Annotated in this window: 16 protein-coding genes and 1 rRNA gene; 14 read left to right on the top strand and 3 right to left on the bottom strand. The window is 71.2% G+C overall.

Features of this window, described 5'->3' with window-relative positions:
* From rrf to ACWF79_RS34080, 9 genes are all read left to right on the top strand, one after another.
* Window positions 1–91 (top strand): 5S ribosomal RNA (rrf, locus tag ACWF79_RS34120); the annotation flags it as partial.
* Between the two features lie 72 nt (window positions 92–163).
* Window positions 164–811, top strand: coding sequence for an HAD family hydrolase (locus tag ACWF79_RS34115; RefSeq protein ID WP_453732057.1), 648 nt, complete (start codon window positions 164–166; stop codon window positions 809–811).
* A gap of 43 nt (window positions 812–854) precedes the next feature.
* Window positions 855–2,072 carry an MFS transporter gene (locus ACWF79_RS34110; protein WP_453732056.1) on the top strand — a complete coding sequence of 406 codons (1,218 nt, stop codon included), beginning with the start codon at window positions 855–857 and terminating at the stop codon, window positions 2,070–2,072.
* On the top strand, window positions 2,041–3,219 hold the full coding sequence (locus tag ACWF79_RS34105; protein WP_453732055.1) for an acetoin utilization protein AcuC: 1,179 nt from the start codon (window positions 2,041–2,043) through the stop codon (window positions 3,217–3,219). Before ACWF79_RS34110 ends, ACWF79_RS34105 begins: the two co-directional genes overlap by 32 nt.
* A gap of 94 nt (window positions 3,220–3,313) precedes the next feature.
* Window positions 3,314–4,129, top strand: a complete 816-nt coding sequence (locus ACWF79_RS34100; protein ID WP_453732054.1) for a phosphatase — start codon at window positions 3,314–3,316, stop codon at window positions 4,127–4,129.
* Window positions 4,130–4,257: 128 nt separating this feature from the next.
* Entirely contained in the window at window positions 4,258–4,467 is a 210-nt protein-coding gene (locus ACWF79_RS34095; RefSeq protein ID WP_158988220.1) for a helix-turn-helix domain-containing protein, read from the top strand.
* Between the two features lie 121 nt (window positions 4,468–4,588).
* Window positions 4,589–4,687 carry a 30S ribosomal protein bS22 gene (locus ACWF79_RS34090; protein ID WP_003948845.1) on the top strand — a complete coding sequence of 33 codons (99 nt, stop codon included), beginning with the start codon at window positions 4,589–4,591 and terminating at the stop codon, window positions 4,685–4,687.
* A gap of 218 nt (window positions 4,688–4,905) precedes the next feature.
* On the top strand, window positions 4,906–5,946 hold the full coding sequence (locus ACWF79_RS34085) for an NAD-dependent epimerase/dehydratase family protein (protein WP_453732053.1): 1,041 nt from the start codon (window positions 4,906–4,908) through the stop codon (window positions 5,944–5,946).
* Between the two features lie 2 nt (window positions 5,947–5,948).
* Entirely contained in the window at window positions 5,949–7,028 is a 1,080-nt protein-coding gene (locus tag ACWF79_RS34080) for a lysophospholipid acyltransferase family protein (protein ID WP_453732052.1), read from the top strand.
* Window positions 7,029–7,100: 72 nt separating this feature from the next.
* Here ACWF79_RS34080 and ACWF79_RS34075 read toward each other — a convergent pair whose 3' ends face one another.
* The 3 genes from ACWF79_RS34075 to ACWF79_RS34065 all read right to left on the bottom strand — a co-directional run bounded on the left by ACWF79_RS34075 (window position 7,101) and on the right by ACWF79_RS34065 (window position 10,786).
* Window positions 7,101–8,309, bottom strand: a complete 1,209-nt coding sequence (locus ACWF79_RS34075; protein ID WP_453732051.1) for a DUF5667 domain-containing protein — start codon at window positions 8,307–8,309, stop codon at window positions 7,101–7,103.
* A 298-nt stretch (window positions 8,310–8,607) separates the two neighbouring features.
* Window positions 8,608–9,399, bottom strand: coding sequence for an ECF subfamily RNA polymerase sigma factor, BldN family (locus tag ACWF79_RS34070; RefSeq protein ID WP_361964681.1), 792 nt, complete (start codon window positions 9,397–9,399; stop codon window positions 8,608–8,610).
* A 445-nt stretch (window positions 9,400–9,844) separates the two neighbouring features.
* On the bottom strand, window positions 9,845–10,786 hold the full coding sequence (locus ACWF79_RS34065) for an HAD family hydrolase (protein ID WP_453732050.1): 942 nt from the start codon (window positions 10,784–10,786) through the stop codon (window positions 9,845–9,847).
* A 157-nt stretch (window positions 10,787–10,943) separates the two neighbouring features.
* On the opposite strand from ACWF79_RS34065, the gene ACWF79_RS34060 reads away from it, so the two are divergent.
* The 5 genes from ACWF79_RS34060 to ACWF79_RS34040 all read left to right on the top strand — a co-directional run bounded on the left by ACWF79_RS34060 (window position 10,944) and on the right by ACWF79_RS34040 (window position 16,303).
* A complete protein-coding gene (locus ACWF79_RS34060; RefSeq protein ID WP_453732049.1) occupies window positions 10,944–11,237 on the top strand; it encodes a glutaredoxin family protein in 294 nt (97 codons plus the stop codon).
* Window positions 11,238–11,509: 272 nt separating this feature from the next.
* Window positions 11,510–12,301 (top strand): redox-sensing transcriptional repressor Rex, encoded by a 792-nt coding sequence (locus ACWF79_RS34055; RefSeq protein WP_453732048.1) that lies wholly within the window; start codon window positions 11,510–11,512, stop codon window positions 12,299–12,301.
* Window positions 12,298–13,653, top strand: coding sequence for a glutamyl-tRNA reductase (locus tag ACWF79_RS34050; RefSeq protein WP_453732047.1), 1,356 nt, complete (start codon window positions 12,298–12,300; stop codon window positions 13,651–13,653). Before ACWF79_RS34055 ends, ACWF79_RS34050 begins: the two co-directional genes overlap by 4 nt.
* Window positions 13,650–14,636 (top strand): hydroxymethylbilane synthase, encoded by a 987-nt coding sequence (hemC, locus tag ACWF79_RS34045; protein ID WP_453732046.1) that lies wholly within the window; start codon window positions 13,650–13,652, stop codon window positions 14,634–14,636. The genes ACWF79_RS34050 and hemC overlap by 4 nt, the downstream gene beginning before the upstream one ends.
* Window positions 14,633–16,303 (top strand): uroporphyrinogen-III synthase, encoded by a 1,671-nt coding sequence (locus ACWF79_RS34040; RefSeq protein ID WP_453732045.1) that lies wholly within the window; start codon window positions 14,633–14,635, stop codon window positions 16,301–16,303. The genes hemC and ACWF79_RS34040 overlap by 4 nt, the downstream gene beginning before the upstream one ends.
* Window positions 16,304–16,447: the final 144 nt, after the last annotated feature.

Genomic DNA, 16,447 nt, shown 5'->3' with positions numbered 1-16,447 from the left:
GCCCGGTTACATTCCGAACCCGGAAGCTAAGCCTTTCAGCGCCGATGGTACTGCAGGGGGGACCCTGTGGGAGAGTAGGACGCCGCCGAACAATCATTGTGGGAAAGCCCCGCACCTTATGGTGCGGGGCTTTTCTGCGTTTACGGGCGCCTATCGTATGGGGATGCGCTACGAACTGGTCGTCTTCGACAACGACGGTGTGCTCGTCGACAGTGAGCCCCTCGCCAACACCATCCTGGCCGGATATCTGACCGAGCTCGGGCACCCCACCTCCTACGAGGACTCCCTGCGCGACTACATGGGCGCCGCCGTGCATCGCGTACACGACCTGATCGGGGAGCGGACCGGACAGCGGCTGCCGGTGGACTTCGACGAGACGCTGCACGCGCGTACGTTCGCCGCCTTCCAGCGGGAGTTGGAGGCCGTCGCCGGGGCGACCGAGGTGCTGAAGCGGCTCGTCGCCGCCGGGGTTCCGTACTGTCTCGCCTCCTCCGGGTCCCACGAGCGGATCCGGGTCGGGCACCGGAAGACCGGGCTCGACGCGTGGTTCCGGGACGAGAACATCTTCAGCGCCGAGGACGTCGGACGGGGGAAGCCGGCGCCCGATCTGTTCCTCCATGCCGCCGCCCGGATGGGGGTCGCGCCCGAGCGGTGCGTGGTCGTCGAGGACAGTCGGCTCGGGATCCAGGCGGCGCTGGCCGCCGGAATGGACGTGTACGGGTTCACCGCGATGACGTCCGAGGAGAAGCTCGCCGGCGCCACCGGGTTCTTCGGCGGCATGGACGAACTCCCGGCGATATTGGGCCTGTGATCCATCTACCCATGGGTAGACCCGGGACCTACGCTGTGCCGCCATGACGGATGCGCGGTTGCGGCGTGGGCGGGGATCCCTGGCGGTCAGTTTCTTCGTGCAGGGAGTGACGTTCGCGCTCCTGGTGACCCGAATACCGGCGATCCAGGACCGGTACGGGATCTCCGACGCCCTGCTGCCCGTCTTCCTCGCCGCCGTGCCGATCCTCGCCGGTGTGGCCAGTGTGGCCACCGAGAAGGTCGTGGCGCGTGTGGGGCCGGGTGTCGTGCTGCGGTGGGCGCAGCCCCTCGTACTCCTCGGCCTGCTGGCCGTCGGGGCGGGGACGGAACTGTGGCAGGCCGCCCTCGCCCTCGGGGTCTTCGGACTCGCGGTCGGTGCGCTGGACGCGTCCATGAACATGCTCGGGGTGAGCCTTCAGCGGGCGTACGGGCGGAGCATCATGCTCGGGTTCCATGCCGCGTACAGCCTCGGCGGAATCGCGGGCGCCTCGCTGGCCTGGGCCGGGGCGCACTGGGATCTGCCGCTGTTCGTGTCGTATCTGCCCGTCGTGGGCCTGCTGTTGCCCGCGGCCTTTGTCGGCAGTCGCTGGTACTCCGGTGGGGAGTCCGCGCCCGCTTCCGTCGAGGTGAGCAAGGCCGCCGGCGGCGGTGTCGCCTTCAAGCTGCTGCTGCCGCTCTGTCTCGTGATGACCTTCGCGTACATCGGGGACTCCACCGTCTCGAACTGGAGCGCCAAGTACCTCCAGGACGTGCTCGGCAGCTCGGAGGAGCTGGCGACCGTGCCGTACAACGCGTACATGGTCACCACGCTTCTCGGGCGTGCGGTGGGGGACTTCGGGGTGCGTCGGCTGGGGGCGGCCACCGTCGTGCGGGGTGGGGCGGTGCTCGCGGCGGTCGGGTTCGCCGTCGTCGCGCTGGCGCCCGGGGCCTGGGTGGGGATGGCCGGGTTCACGGTCCTGGGCCTTGGCCTGAGCGTGATCGTGCCGCAGACCTTCGCCGCGGCGGGGCGGCAGGCATTCGAAAGTCACGGCCCTGGCGCGAGCGACGCGGCTGTCGCGCGGCTGAACGTCTTCAACTACGTGGGGTTCCTGATCGGCTCACCGCTGGTGGGCGCGCTCGGGGACGCCTGGAGTTACCGCGGCGCGATGCTCGTGCCGATGGTGCTGGTCCTGGTGACCGTGGTGTATGCCACGTCGTTCGGTTCGGACAAGGCCCGATACGGTGGCGGGCATGAGCGGCCGCGCACTGTTGATGTGGGATGAAGCTGTCACGCAGTACGACTTCGGGTCCGAGCACCCGATGGACCCGGTGCGACTCGCGCTGACCATGGGTCTGGTGCGGGCGTACGAGCTCGACCATGCCGTGGACGTGGTGGCGGCGAAGCCGGCCGGTGACTCGACGCTGCGACTCGTCCACCGCGAGGACTATGTGGCGGCGGTGCGGGCCGCCTCCGCGAACCCGAGGGCCGCCGATCAGTCGTACGGGCTCGGTACGGTCGACGATCCGGCGTTCTCCGGGATGCACGAGGCGTCCGCGCTGATCGCGGGGCAGTCGGTCGGGGCGGCGGAGGCGGTGTGGCGCGGGGAGGCCGCGCACGCGGTGAACTTCGCGGGTGGGCTGCACCACGCGATGCCGGGGGCGGCGTCCGGGTTCTGCATCTACAACGACGCGTCCCTGGCGATCGCGCGGCTGCTGGAGCTGGGCGCGGAGCGCGTGGCGTACGTGGATGTGGACGTGCATCACGGGGACGGGGTGCAGGCGGCGTTCTGGGAGGACCCGCGGGTCCTGACGATCTCCCTGCACGAGCACCCGCGGACGCTGTTCCCGCAGACGGGGTGGCCGGAGGAGACGGGTGCCTCGGGGGCCGGCGAGGGGTCCGCGGTGAACGTGGCGCTGCCCGCGGGTACCGGGGACGCGGGGTGGCTGCGGGCCTTCCACGCCGTCGTGCCGGAGCTGATCGCGGACTTCCGGCCGCAGGTCCTGGTGACCCAGCACGGGGCGGACACGCACTTCGAGGACCCGCTGGCGCATCTGGCGGTGTCGCTGGACGCGCAGCGGGCGGTGCAGGTGGCCTGTCATGAGCTGGCGCACGCGCACGTGGACGGCGGCAAGTGGGTCGCCCTGGGCGGCGGAGGGTACGCGGTCGTGGATGTCGTACCGCGGTCGTGGACGCATCTTGTGGGGATCGCCGGGCATGCGGAGGTCGATCCGGAGTCGGTGATCCCGTCGTCCTGGCGGGACCTGGTGTACGCGCGGACGCGGCAGCCGGGGCCGATGCGGATGACGGACGGGCGGTGGCCGGTGGCCTGGCGCGAGTGGGAGGAGGGGTACGACCCCGCCGACCGGCTCGACCAGGCGGTGCTGGCGACGCGACGGGCGGCCTTCCCGCTGCGGGGGCTGCTCCCCTAGGAGAGACCCTCGCCTTGATCGCGTGGTTACGCCGACTGTGGGGTCCCGCCCGTGTTCTGGCCCGGTGTCAGGCGCGCTGCGGCAGCATCGAGAGGTGCTGAGTACCGGGGCGCTGCGGGCGCATCTGTTGGCGGCGAGGTTGGCCGGGACCGTGGCGACCTCGAGGGAGGAGAGCCTGCGGAGCTATCGGCTCTTCGCCGCGCGGGATCCGCGGGTGATGCTGGGTCTCGATCCCGAATGGGGCTGGGACGAGGGCGACTTGCTGCGGCTGATGGCGGACAAGTGCGGGGTCTCGGGGGATCCGGAGCATCGCTCGGGGCCCGATGTCATCGATCCGGAGCGGACGTTGAGCGCGCTGGAGGCGTTCGCCGAGCGGTTGGGCGAGGCGGCGGGACGGCGGGCTCCGGTGCTGTTCGGGACCGGTCATCCGCACCGACTGCTGGGTTTCTACGCAGCGCTCGCAGACGCCTTGTCGGCGGTGGGGTGTCTTGTCCTCACCCCGGCGCAGGGGAGATGTATCGACATAACGACCCGGTTCGGTCTACGTACGTACGTGCTCGACTACGCGCGCGGTGTGGCGCTGGTGCGAGAACCCGGTCTGTCGGGAACGGGGCGTGAGACGGGGGCGCACACCCACTCGCCGCTGCCGGTTAGGGCCGCCCTGGAGGGGGTCGTGGAGGGTGGCTGGCCGCTTCCGGAACTTGTCGTGGGGGACCACGGATGGGTCTGCGGAGCAGGTCAGCTGGGTATCGAGGCCATCGGGCTCGCGGATACGGACGATCCCGCGCTGTTTGTCGGGGAGGCCGAGGGGCAGGTCTCCGTGGCCGTTCCGCTTGACGACGCGGTGCCCTCGGATCACTACCGGCCGCTCACGCGCTATGTACTCAATCGAGCGTGTCTGTCACGGTAAACGGCCGATGGCTGCTCCTCTTCCCCACTCGTACCACACGCCCCTAGTCTGGAGCGTGAGCGCACAGCGACGCAGGGTCACCGGAGGGGAAGCCGGTGGGCGTCGTGTGCGGAAGGTACAGGTGGGTCATGGCTGCTGGCGATAGGCCTCTCAACGAGGTCAAGTTTCTTACCGTGGCGGAAGTTGCCTCGGTGATGCGTGTGTCGAAGATGACCGTGTACCGCTTGGTGCACAGCGGTCATCTGCCGGCGATTCGGGTGGGCAGGTCCTTCCGGGTCCCGGAACAGGCGGTTCACGAGTACCTCAGGGAGTCCTTCGTGGGGGTGGAGACGGCTTAGCCGGGAGCCCTCGAAACCCTCGGATTACAAGCTGGGCGCTCTGCCGGGTAGGCTAGGCCGACGTAGGTCGTGTGGGCCCAGACGCCCCGCACCGAGTGAGAAGAAGTGAGCGAGGGTAGTCGTGGGCTCTGTTATCAAGAAGCGGCGCAAGCGGATGGCCAAGAAGAAGCACCGCAAGCTGCTCAAGCGCACCCGCGTTCAGCGTCGCAACAAGAAGTAAGCGACGGCTGTAACGACGGCTGTTTGTGCGTCGAGCGTGACCCCCCACCGGAATCGGTGAGGGGTCACGCTTTTTTGTGGGGCTTTCCGGTCGGGTTCCACCGGTTGCCCACGGCGGTCATCGCAGCGCAACACCGAGGCGCTACGGTGGCGCACAGGGCCCGTGCGGAAGACTCCGGGGGCCCGTACCGACGGAAGAACCGACGGAAGGCGCTGATCTTGGGCAAGGTCGTGCTCGTCACCGGTGCGGCCCGGCACCTCGGAGGCCGTTTCGTGCGGCGTCTCCAGCGGGACCCCGAGGTGGAGCGGGTGGTCGCCGTCGACGCGGTCGCGCCGACGCACGACCTCGGCGGTGCCGCCTTCGTACGGGCGGACATCCGCCAGCCCGCCATCGCCAAGGTGCTCGCGGAGCACGAGGTGGACACGGTGGTCCACATGGACGTGACCGGTATCGCGCTGGGCGCCGGGGGCCGTACGTCCATCAAGGAGACCAACGTCATCGGCACCATGCAGCTGCTGGGCGCCTGCCAGAAGTCGCCGCGGATCCGGCGCCTGGTGATCAAGTCCAGTACGAGCGTCTACGGCTCCGCTCCCCGGGACCCGGCCGTGTTCACCGAGACGACCCCGCCGAAGTCGCTGCCGAGCGGTGGCTTCGCCAAGGACGCCGTCGAGGTCGAGGGGTACGTGAGGGGATTCGCCCGGCGCCGACCGGATGTCGCGGTGTGCGTGCTGAGGTTCGCGAACATCCTGGGGCCGCGGGTGGATTCCCCGCTCGCCGAGTATCTGTCGCTGCCGGTCATGCCGACCGTCTTCGGCTACGACCCGAGGCTGCAGTTCGTCCACGAGGACGATGTGATCGACGTCCTGGAGCTGGCTTCGGGCGAGCCGCGCCGCGCGACGCTGAACAGCGGCACGTTCAACGTGGCCGGGGACGGTGTGCTGCTGCTCTCGCAGTGCGCGCGGCGGCTCGGGCGGCCGACGGTGCCGGTGCTGCTGCCGGCGGTCACGTGGGTGGGTTCGGCGCTGCGGACGGTCGGGGTGACCGACTTCTCGCCGGAGCAGATCCGGCTCCTGACGCATGGTCGGGTGGTCTCCACGGTCCAGATGCGCGAGACGCTCGGTTTCAGCCCTCGGTACACGACGGCGGAGACGTTCGCGGACTTCGTGCGCAGCCGGAGGCCGGGGCTGCTGCCGCCCGAGAAGCTCGCGGGTGCCGTGGACCGGGTCGCTGCCCGGCTGGATCAGAAGGAGCCCAGGTAACGATGGCGGACGCCAAGGTCATTCCGTTCGACGACGACCGTTCCCGGACGCGCCGGCGGCCCGGCAGGGCGGCCCGGGACGCCGCCGTACGGGCTCTGCCGGGGCAGCACGGGCCGGAGGAGGGCCAGGACGGCCCCCGAGCCGCAGGGGCGGCGGAGCACCTGGAGGCCGTGGACGGCCTGGAGGGCCCGGCCGGTCCGGAGGCCGGAGCGGGGCGGGAGCCGGGCTCCGAGGGGCGCCGGGACGGGTGGGAGCGGCGGCTCGCGGGCGGTCTCGCGTTCCTGCGGCGGCGGGTGACGGGTGAGTACGAGGTCGACGAGTTCGGTTACGACAAGGAGCTCACCGACCAGGTCCTGATGTCGCTCGTGCGGCCGCTGGCGGAGAAGTACTTCCGGGTGGACGTGAAGGGTGTGGAGAACATCCCCGCCGAGGGCGGCGCCCTGGTGGTGGCGAACCATTCCGGGACGCTGCCGCTGGACGGTCTGATGATGCAGGTCGCCGTCCACGACAACCATCCGGCGGGCCGTCATCTGCGGCTGCTCGCGGCGGATCTGGTCTTCATGCTGCCGGTCGTCAACGAGCTGGCCCGCAAGGCCGGGCACACGCTGGCGTGCGCGGAGGACGCGGAGCGGCTGCTGCGGGCCGGGGAGATCGTGGGCGTGATGCCGGAGGGCTTCAAGGGCATCGGGAAGCCGTTCAGCGAGCGGTACAAGCTCCAGCGCTTCGGCCGGGGCGGGTTCGTGTCGACGGCGCTGCGGGCCGGGGTGCCGATCGTGCCGTGCTCGATCGTGGGCGCGGAGGAGATCTACCCGATGCTCGGCAACGCGAAGACGCTGGCGCGGGTGCTGGGCTTCCCGTACTTCCCGCTCACGCCGACGTTTCCGTGGCTGGGGCCGCTGGGCGCGGTGCCGTTGCCGACGAAGTGGACGATCCAGTTCGGCGAGCCGATCCCGACGGACGGCTATTCGCCGGAGGCGGCGGAGGACCCGATGCTCATGTTCAACCTGACGGACCAGGTCCGTGAGCAGATCCAGCACACCCTCTACAAGCTCCTGGTGCAGCGGCGGTCCGTGTTCTTCTGACCGGCCGACCTGACGACCGTACGCACGACGGTGGGGCGCCCCCTTTCGAAGAGGGGGCGCCCCACCGTCGTCCTAGCGGGCGTCCTCGCTGTCGATGCCGAGGCCCGGGAGCAGGCCCGGGAGCAGCGGCGGCAGCTCGACGTCCGGCATGGGCGGCGTCGGCTGGATTCCCGAGGGAGTCGGGAGGGTGCCGCCCGTCGGCGTGTTGTCGAGGAGTCCGCCGGTGTTGCCGCCGAGCAGGCCGTCGCTCTCCGGGGTGCCCGTGCCCGTGCCGCTGCCCGAGGGCTGGGGCCGGGTGGAGCCTTCGCCGCCCTTGGTGGGGGCGGCGGGGGAGGACGGCGGACGCTGGGTGTGCGTACGCGGCGGGCCCTGCGGGGTCTCGGCGCCGCCGCTGTCGACGGCGCCCTTCTCCGGGGTGCGCGGGAGCATGCCCTGGAGCGGCTCGACCTCTTCGTCTATGGCGACGAAGACGTCGTTCACCTCGTTTCCGACGTCGCTGAGCTGGACCGGCAGGCGGTCGCGCAGGCCGATCCAGGTCGAGCGGTGAGCTTGCGCGAAGGAGTTGAGCCGGGCCATCGGGCCGATCTCGCCGTCCCGTTCGTACGCCTGGCGCAGCAGCCGGTGGCCCTCGGAGGCGTCGTGCTTCATGCCGCCGAGGACGCGTCGGATCTCGCTCAGCGACTCGTGGTCGAGGGCGCCCGCGCGTCCGCGTTCCATGAGTCTGCGGGCCTCGCTGAGCCGGGTCGACGCCTGGTCCAGGTAGATCCCGCCCCGGTCGGCGTCGTCGTCGGCCATGCCGAGCTTGATGTCTTCCATGCCGCGCTTCAGCCCGTAGAGCGAGTCACCGGGTAGGGCGTCGGAACTCGCAGCGGCCACACCGCTGAAAGCACCCGCGGCCACACCGACCGTGAGGCCGCCCGCGGCGATGCCCTTCGACCAGCGGGAGCGGGGGCGCAATTTCCGGAGCGGGGAGGCCCGGTGGGTACCCCGCCCGCTCGATGTCCGCTGCTCGGGCACCGTAGGGCCCGCTGCTGCGCTCCCCTCCGCGAGCATCGCTTCCATGGCGGCGACGAGCTGGGCTCGTTGCACCACCTTGACCTCGGGGTCCATCTCCGGCTTCGGCAGCTCGCCGAGTCCGTTCGCCAGGGCCAACAGCCGCCCCTGTTCGGACGGTTCGGCCGAGACCTCGGGCTGCTCGGCCGCCGCGTCCTCGGGCGTCCGGTCATCCAGGGCCTGGGCGAAGGCGTTCGCCCGCCGGTGCGCCGATACGTTCGCGATCACTGGCGGCACCTCCTCTCGTCATGACGGTCGACTCCCCGGGGTGTCCGGAAGGTTGCACACCTTGAGCACATCCACACGAACGAGTGAGTGGCTGTGGACATGGCGTGACCGCAGGGAGCCTGCATCCCGCACAACGAGCGGCGCGGCACTTGGGTTACGCGCGAAAGATGATCGGACCAGTGCGTCATCGAGGCGTCACCGACTGTGAGTTGGGCGGGGGGTCGGGGGACATGTGGGGAGGGGTGGGTGAGGGGGCGCGACGCGGTCGGTGGGGGGCGCGTGTGGGGGCGCGAAGCGGTCAGCGGGCGTCGTCCGGGAGCAGGCGCGCCAGGGTGCGCACGGCCCGGTACTGGAGGGTCTTGATCGCACCCTCGTTCTTGCCCATGACCCGGGCCGTCTCGGCGACGGAGAGGCCCTGCAGGAAGCGCAGCGTCACGCACTCCTGCTGCTGGGGGTTGAGCCGGCGGACGGCGTCGAGGAGCGCGGCGTTGGAGAGGGACTCCAGGACCGAGTCCTCCGGGCTGCGCTCGACCTCGTTGGCGTCGAGCATCTCGCCGGTGGTGACCTCCAGCCGGAAGCGGCTGGACTTGAAGTGGTCGGCGACCAGGTTGCGGGCGATCGTCACCAGCCAGGCGCCGAAGTCGCGGCCCTGCCAGGTGAAGGTGGAGATCCGGCGCAGGGCGCGCAGGAACGTCTCACTGGTGAGGTCCTCGGCCGTCGCCTTCCCGCCGACGCGGTAGTAGATGTAGCGGTAGACGGTGTCGCTGTACTGGTCGTACAGCCGGCCGAAGGCCTCGGCCTCACCGGCCTGGGCGCGCTCGACGAGGTCCATCATGCGCGCGCTGTCGCTGTCGGCGGTGGGGCGGCGGGCGGCGGTCGAGGTTCCGGTGCCGCCGCGGCTGCCCCTTCTGCCGACAGCGGCTCCGCTCTCGGCGAGGGCATAGCAGGGACCGGCGGGTGCCGGTGCGGCGAAGGCAAAGGCGGGGACAGGGCCGGCGTACGCGGTGGGGACGAAGCCGCGCAACTGGTCGAGGACCGTTGCGCGCAGCGTAGCCAGGCCCGAGGCGTCAACCCCGACGTGTGGGTACACGGGACTCCCAGAGGCAGAGCTTCCATCACGTGCAGTGCGGGACCGTTCACTCGTCGTGGCGACGTGTGGGTTCCGTTGTGCGTCTGAGGAGAATAACGCTTCGTACAGGCAGCGCTACACCCAGTTGCTCAAATCATCGATTCCGTCGTATCTGTTACTGCTTGTGGGCGGGATCGATCGCGCTTCGTGATCGGTTGTTGACCGGATTGCTTCCGAGTGTGACTGCGCGCACGCTCTGTTGTGCTCAAGTGCTAAGGCGTGGAGTGATCGGCCCCGCTGCGGGGTAAGGAGCCGCGAATGCGCCCGAGTCGACGTGTGCGGTCGTGTTCGACCACGGACGGGTGAGGCCGGTTGGTCCCGGGTTGTCGCAGATGATCGCAGCCGAAACGTATCGGCAGTGTCCCGCCGCGCGGGGGGCCGGGGCGGCGGCCGGGCGGCGGCCGGTTCAGCGGCGGCGGCGGTGCAGGGCGACCGCGGCGGCCGTGCCGCCCGCCAGCGCGCCGACGCCCGCGGCGGCCGGGATGCCGACCTTGGCGGCCTTGCGGCCGGTCCGGTAGTCACGCAGCCGCCAGTCACGAGCCTTGGCGTGCTTGCGCAGCTTGGTGTCCGGGTTGATGGCGTACGGATGCCCGACCAGCGAGAGCATGGGGATGTCGTTGTGCGAGTCGCTGTAGGCCGCGCAGCGGTTGAGGTCCAGGCCCTCGGCCGCGGCCAGCGCGCGCACGGCCTCCGCCTTGGCCGGTCCGTGCAGGGGCTCGCCGACGAGCTTGCCGGTGTAGACGCCGTCGACGGACTCGGCGACCGTGCCGAGCGCGCCGGTCAGGCCGAGGCGCCGGGCGATGATCGTGGCCGTCTCGACGGGCGCGGCGGTGACGAGCCAGACCTTCTGGCCGGCGTCGAGGTGGGCCTGGGCGAGCGCGCGGGTGCCGGGCCAGATGCGGTCGGCCATGTACTCGTCGTAGATCTCCTCGCCGATGGACATCAGCTCGGAGACGCGGTGGCCCTTGACGATGGACAGGGCACTGTCGCGGGCGTCCTGCATGTGCTCGGGGTCCTCGACGCCGGCGAGCCGGAACCAGGCCTGCTGCCAGGCGAACCGGGCCAGTTCGCGGCGCTGGAAGAACTTCCGCTTGTAGAGCCCGCGGCCGAAGTGGAAGATCGCGGCGCCCTGCATCACGGTGTTGTCGAGGTCGAAGAACGCGGCGGCCTCGGCGTCGCCCACGACGGGGAACTCCGGCTCCGCCGGCTTCTCGGGGGCCGCGGCCTCCCGTTCCGCTTCGAGCTGCTGCGACGTCTTCCGCGCCGCCTCGGCGGCGGCCTCGCCTGCCAGAACGCTGCGCGCGGTGGCGGAGCGCCTACGGGGGGTGAGCCATCCCAGTGCGGCCATGTCGTGAGCATAGCCAGTCTGTTCGGTACTTCCCGACCTGTCGGGATGCCGGGGCGTGAACACTCCGCGACTCTCCTGTTAAACGGGACAATGGGGGCAAGCTGGATGCAGGGGGCGTGACTCTGTCGGCCGGGGTCGGCGCCGGGCGCGGCGCAGAATGGACGGCATGTTTGGACGAGCGAAGAAGAACACCCCCGCCGCTCCCGACGCCGCCGCGCGCACGGTGACGCTGATCGGCAAGCCGGGCTGTCATCTCTGCGACGACGCCCGGGCCGTGATCGAAACGGTCTGCGCGGAGACCGGGGCGCGCTGGGAGGAGAAGGACATCACCCAGGACGAGGAGCTGTACCGGGCGTACTGGGAGCAGATTCCGGTGGTCCTGGTCGACGGCGAGCAGCACACCTTCTGGCGTGTGGACGCCGGGCGGCTCCGGCGTGAACTGGGTGCTTGACGCGAAGACGGCTACCATCAAGGACGTTTTGTTGGGTTTCGGGGGCGGGATCGCGAGGAGAGTGTACGGTTTTGCCCCCTTCGGGTACTCAACGGGCTGACGCGCTCCATGGTTCCGTCCTGGCGCGAACCGGTCGCGTGACCCCGGTCACTTTGGCCGGACAAAACGGACACCATCTTTGTGCACGCGTTCACAAAGACATAGCCTGCATTCGACGGGGCGGTCTTGGGACACACGGCCGCCTGCAGCCCCGCTCATCCCGCAGGAGCACCGTGGCAACTGGCCGAACTCACCGACCGGCGACCCGTAGCCGAGGAATTCCCGAGGCCACCGTCGCCCGGCTTCCGCTGTATCTGCGTGCGCTCACCGCACTGTCGGAGCGCTCCGTACCCACGGTCTCCTCCGAGGAGCTCGCCGCGGCGGCGGGCGTCAACTCCGCGAAGCTGCGCAAGGACTTCAGCTACCTCGGCTCCTACGGGACGCGCGGTGTCGGCTACGACGTCGAGTACCTCGTCTACCAGATCTCCCGTGAGCTCGGTCTGACGCAGGACTGGCCCGTCGTCATCGTCGGTATCGGTAACCTCGGCGCGGCCCTCGCCAACTACGGCGGATTCGCCTCCCGAGGCTTCCGGGTCGCCGCGCTGATCGACGCCGACCCCGCCATGGCCGGTACGCCGGTCGCCGGGATCCCCGTCCAGCACACCGACGAGCTGGAGAAGATCATCTCGGACCAGGGTGTCTCCATCGGCGTCATCTCCACGCCCGCCGGCGCCGCCCAGCAGGTCTGCGACCGGCTCGTGGCCGCCGGGGTCACCTCCATCCTGAACTTCGCCCCGACCGTGCTCTCCGTGCCCGACGGCGTGGACGTGCGGAAGGTCGACCTCTCCATCGAGCTGCAGATCCTCGCCTTCCACGAGCAGCGCAAGGCCGGCGAGGAGGCCGAGAACGAGGCCGCCGCCGTGGCCGCGCCGCCCGTTCCCCTCTCCACCGCCGGCGAGCCGCAGCCCAAGCCCACCGGTCGCAAGGGACCCGACGGGGACGTCCCCGCCGTGATGCCGGCATGAGCCTCCTCGTCGTCGGCCTCAGCCACCGCAGCGCCCCGGTCAGCGTGCTGGAGCGGGCCTCGCTCGCCGCGGACACCCAGGCCAAGCTGCTGCAGGACACCCTCGCCGCCGAACCGGCCGCCGAGGGCGCCGTCCTCGCCACCTGCAACCGCATCGAGCTCTACGCCGACGTGGACAAGTTCCACGCCGGTGTCGCCGAGCTGTCCACGCTCCTCGCCCAGCACAGCGGCGTCGGGCTCGAAGAGCTCACTCCTTATCTGTACGTGCACTACGAGGACCGGGCCGTCCACCACCTCTTCTCGGTGGCCTGCGGGCTCGACTCCATGGTCGTCGGCGAGGGCCAGATCCTCGGCCAGATCAAGGACGCCCTCGCCCTCGGCCAGGACCTGCACACCGCGGGACGGCTCCTCAACGACCTGTTCCAGCAGGCGCTGCGGGTCGGCAAGCGCGCCCACAGCGAGACCGGGATCGACCGGGCCGGGCAGTCGCTCGTCACCTTCGGCCTGGAACAGCTCGCCGACGGCACGGACGTCGACAGCTGGGCGAAGGGCAAGCGCGCGCTCGTCATCGGAGCCGGTTCGATGTCCTCCCTGGCCGCCGCCACCCTCGCGCGCGCCGGGGTCTCCGAGATCGTGATCGCCAACCGTACGGCCGCACGCGCCGACCGGCTGGTGCAGATCCTCACCGAGCCCGGAGGCACGGGCGTGGCCGCCCGGGCGGTCGAGATGGTTGCCGTCGGCGACGAACTGACACGTGCCGACGTCGTCGTCTCCTGCACCGGCGCCACCGGACTCGTCCTGACCGGCGACGCCGTCGAGACCGCGATGGCCGGCCGCACCGCGCCGCTCGCCCTGCTCGACCTCGCCATGCCCCGCGACATCGACGCCGCCGTCCACCGCACGCCCGGCGTACGGCTCGTCGACATCGAGTCGCTCGCCGATGCCTCCGCCGACGCGCCCATGGCCGCCGACGTCGACCAGGTCCGCTCCATCGTCGCCGACGAGGTGGCCGCCTTCGGCGCCGCCCAGCGCGCCGCGCACATCACCCCGACCGTCGTCGCGCTGCGCACCATGGCCGCCGACGTCGTCGCCGGTGAGGTCGCCCGGCTGGAAGGGCGCCTGCCCGACCTCGACGACAAGCAGCGCGCCGAGATCACCCAGACCGTGCGCCGGGTGGTCGACAAGCTCCTGCACGCGCCGACCGTGCGGGTCAAGCAGCTGGCCAGCGAGCCCGGCGGCGCCGGGTACGCCGACGCGCTGCGGACACTCTTCGACCTCGACCCGGAGACGGTCGCCTCCGTCTCCCGGGCCGACCTGAATGACGCCGACGTCAAGAACCGAGGGCGAGTATGACCGAGAGGGCACTGAGGCTCGGGACCAGGCGCAGCAAGCTCGCCATGGCCCAGTCCGGGCAGGTGGCCGACGCCGTCAGGCGGGCGACCGGCCGGTCCGTCGAGCTCGTGGAGATCACGACGTACGGGGACGTCTCCCGTGAGCACCTCGCGCAGATCGGCGGCACGGGCGTCTTCGTCGCCGCCCTGCGCGACGCGCTCCTGGCCGGCGAGGTGGACTTCGCCGTCCACTCCCTGAAGGACCTGCCGACCGCCCAGCACCCCGACCTGGTGCTGGCCGCGATCCCCGAGCGCGAGGACCCGCGCGACGTCCTCGTCACCCGCGAAGGACTGACGCTCGACCGGCTGCCCTCGGGCGCCCGGATCGGCACCGGTTCGCCGCGCCGCATGGCCCAGCTCAACGCGTACGCGCGCAGCCACGGGCTGACCATCGAGACCGTGCCGATCCGCGGGAACATCGACACCCGCGTCGGATACGTACGCAGTGGAGACCTGGACGCGGTGGTTCTCGCCGCGGCCGGCCTCAACCGCATCGGCGGGACGGCGGAGCTCACCGGCTCCCTGTCGCTCGACCACCTGTCGGTCGACTCCGTCCTGCCCGCCCCCGGCCAGGGGGCCCTGGCGATCGAGTGCCTGGCGTCCGACGCCGGCCTCGTCGCCGCGCTCGCCGCTCTCGACGACCCGCTCACCCGGGCCGCCGTGACCGCCGAGCGTTCCCTGCTCGCCGCCCTGGAGGCCGGCTGCTCCGCACCCGTCGGTGCGCTGGCCGACCTGCTGGCCGAGGATTCCGGCCGCGGGCAGATTGTCAACGAAATGCGCCTGCGTGGCGTCGTCGGTACCACCGACGGCTCGACGCTGGTGCAGCTGTCCACCACCGGTCCCGTACCCGCGTCGCACGACGAGGCGATGGCGCTCGGACGCGAACTCGCGGACGAGATGCTCGCCAAGGGTGCGGCCGGTCTTATGGGGGAGCGAGCACTTTGAGCCCCACCAGCCCGACCACCAGCCCCGCGCCCGCGGCCGTCTTCGGACACGGGAGCGTCACCTTCCTCGGCGCCGGACCCGGCGACCCCGGACTGCTGACACTCCGGGCCGTCGAAGCCCTCGCCGGCGCGGACGTCCTGATCGCCGAGCCCGAGGTGCTCGAAGTAGTCCGCTGTCATGCGCGCGCGGGGGTGAGCACGCCTGAGCTGACCGTTGTTGACGAGGCGTCAACAACCGCCGGAGTCCCCGTGTTGAGGGATGCGACCAATCTTGTCATGGAGGCCGCACGCGGCGGCAAGCGGGTCGTCCGTGCGGTGACCGGCGACCCCGGCCTCGACGGAAACGCAGGCGCGGAGATGCTCGCCTGCGCCGCCGAGGGCATCCCCTTCGAGGTCGTGCCCGGCGTCGCCACGGCCGTCGGCGTCCCCGCCTACGCCGGTGTCCCGCTGCGCGACGCGCAGGGCACCGACGTGCGGTTCGTGGACGCCCGTACCGCCGACGACCGCTGCTGGACCGAGGTCGGCGCCTCCGACGGCACCGTCGTCGTGTCCACGTCCCTGGACGCGGTGGCGGCGGCGGCCGGTGAACTGGTGGCGGCTGGCCGTAAGCCGGACACCCCGCTCACCGTGACCATCGGCGGCACCACGACCCGGCAGCGGACCTGGACCGCGACGCTCGGCACCATCGCCCAGGTCTTCAAGCAGGGCAAGGTGCTCCCCTCGCCCGAGGGCCACCGGCCGGTCATAGCCGTGGTCGGCGAGCGCAGCGCCCCGGCGCAGCGCGACCAGCTGGCGTGGTTCGAGTCCAAGCCGCTCTTCGGCTGGCGGGTGCTCGTGCCGCGCACCAAGGAGCAGGCCGCGTCGCTCTCCGACCAGCTGCGCAGCTATGGCGCGGTGCCGCACGAGGTCCCGACGATCGCCGTCGAGCCGCCGCGGACGCCGCAGCAGATGGAGCGGGCCGTCAAGGGTCTGGTGACCGGACGGTACGAGTGGATCGCCTTCACCAGCGTGAACGCCGTGAAGGCGGTACGGGAGAAGTTCGAGGAGTACGGGCTCGACGCCCGGGCCTTCGCCGGCATCAAGGTCGCGGCGGTGGGCGAGCAGACGGCCGCGGCGCTGGTCGACTTCGGTGTGAAGCCGGACCTCGTGCCGAGCGGTGAGCAGAGCGCTGCCGGTCTTCTTGAGGACTGGCCGCCCTACGACCCGGTCTTCGACCCGATCGACCGGGTGTTCCTGCCCCGGGCCGACATCGCCACCGAGACGCTCGTCGCCGGGCTCATCGAGCTCGGCTGGGAGGTCGACGACGTCACCGCCTACCGGACGGTGCGCGCCTCGCCGCCGCCGGCGGACACGCGTGAGGCCATCAAGGGCGGTGGCTTCGACGCGGTGCTCTTCACGTCGTCGTCGACGGTACGGAACCTGGTGGGCATCGCCGGGAAGCCGCACAACGTGACCGTCATCGCCTGCATCGGGCCGGCGACCGCGAAGACGGCGGAGGAGCACGGCCTGCGGGTCGACGTCCTCTCGCCGGAGCCGTCGGTGCACAAGCTCGCCGAGGCGCTCGCGGACTTCGGGCTGCGGCGCCGGGCGGCGGCACTGGAGGCGGGCGACCCGGTCACGCGGCCCAGCGAGCGGCGGCCGGGCGCGCGCAGGCGCCGGACCACCTAGTGGTTTCTCGGGGCGCGGGGCCTTCTAGGGCCCCCCGCCCCCCCCCCCCCGACACGGGGTGGGGAAAAGTGGTCCCGTGGGGGGCGGAGCCGCGGGGCGATGAACACGTACGGGAACATTGCCGGGGCGCGGCCGCGGCGGCGG

The sequence above is a fragment of the Streptomyces sp. NPDC054975 genome (genome assembly GCF_053609105.1).
Note: the sequence above shows the minus strand (reverse complement) of the source record. Positions and strands in the feature narration are given on the sequence as shown.